Genomic DNA, 1,465 nt, shown 5'->3' with positions numbered 1-1,465 from the left:
CCCACGCCCCTGGCACGGCCTTACGCCGGAAAGGTGACTGGTGCTTCGAGCCCGCGGGACAGCCTGGCGAAGACATCGCGCGTACCCGAACCTGTAGCCCAACGGCGTCGGTCCCGACGCCCGCGGAGCACGTCGAGCAGACTGCTTATTCCCCACGATGTCGCTCCGTGCCTGGGGCCTTTCTGGGGAGACTCGTCGATGGATACCTTGCACGCCTGCTGTGCCGGTCTGGATGTCCACAAGCGAACGGTCGTCGCATGCGTCCGGAGGGTCGACCCCGCAGGCAAGGTCTTCACCACCATCAAGACCTTCGCCACCATGACCGCCGACCTCCTGAGCCTCTCCGATTGGCTCGCCGCCCAAGGGGTCAAGGTCATCGCGATGGAATCGACCGGGACGTATTGGAAGCCCGTCTTCAACCTCCTGGAGTCGCGGTTCGCAGTCGTCTTGGTCAACGCCCATCACATCAAGCAGGTGCCGGGGCGCAAGACCGACGTCAAGGACAGCGAATGGATCGCCCAATTGCTTCAATATGGATTGTTGCGAGCCAGCTTCGTCCCGCCCCGGCCGACGCGCGACTTGCGCGACCTGACGCGGCAGCGCACCCAGCTGACCTGCGAGAAGACTGCGGTCGTCAACCGGATCCAGAAGGTCCTGGAGGACGCCAATATCAAGCTCGCCTCGGTGGCCTCTAACACGTTGGGGGTCTCGGGCCGGGCCATGATCGAGGCGATCCTCCGCGGCGATGACGACCCGGACACGCTGGCCGACCACGCCCGGGGCCGGCTTCGCAAGAAGATCTCCGAACTGCGACGGGCGCTCCGCGGTTCGGTGTCGGACCACCATCGGTTCCTCCTCCGTTCGCACCTGGACCACTTGAGTCACCTGGAGGCGATGATTCGTCGCTACGACGAACGGATCGATGCGGCCCTCGCCCCTTTCGGGGAGACGATGGCTCGGCTGGTGACGATACCCGGTGTGGATCGCCGGGTGGCCGAGGTCGTCGTGGCCGAGATCGGGTTGGACATGAGTCGGTTCCCGACGGCGGGTCACCTCGCATCGTGGGCGGGCCTGTCGAGCGGCAACGACGAGAGTGCCGGGAGACGTCGGAGTGGCCGGACGACCGCCGGTGATCGCTGGCTGAAGACGGCGCTGGTGCAGGCGTCGTGGGCGGCCTATCGTGCCAAGGGGACGCATCTCTCGCGGAAATTCCGGCGGATCGCGGGGAGTCGGGGGAAGAAACGGGCGGCGGTGGCGGTGGCACATACGATGCTCGTGATCATCTATCACTTGATAAAGGAGGGGACGACGTACCACGAGATCGCCGTGAGTGACGAAGCCGCCTAACGAACCGGAGGATTCGTGAGACGGCCCCGAGTCGCTCGAAGAGCTTCCCAAGAGCGACGGCGTTCGGCGTGCGCGCATGACAAGCCGATCGCGACTCCGGGATTTTCTGAGCAGGCAC

General features: G+C 65.3%; 1 protein-coding gene. It reads left to right on the top strand.

What is annotated here, in order from left to right; translation table 11 throughout:
* The first annotated feature begins 198 nt into the window (after window positions 1–198).
* Complete coding sequence (locus ACYOEI_RS41025) at window positions 199–1,347, top strand: IS110 family RNA-guided transposase (protein ID WP_462856467.1); 1,149 nt, start codon at window positions 199–201, stop codon at window positions 1,345–1,347.
* Window positions 1,348–1,465: the final 118 nt, after the last annotated feature.

The organism is Singulisphaera rosea, assembly GCF_054877945.1.
Note: the sequence above shows the minus strand (reverse complement) of the source record. Positions and strands in the feature narration are given on the sequence as shown.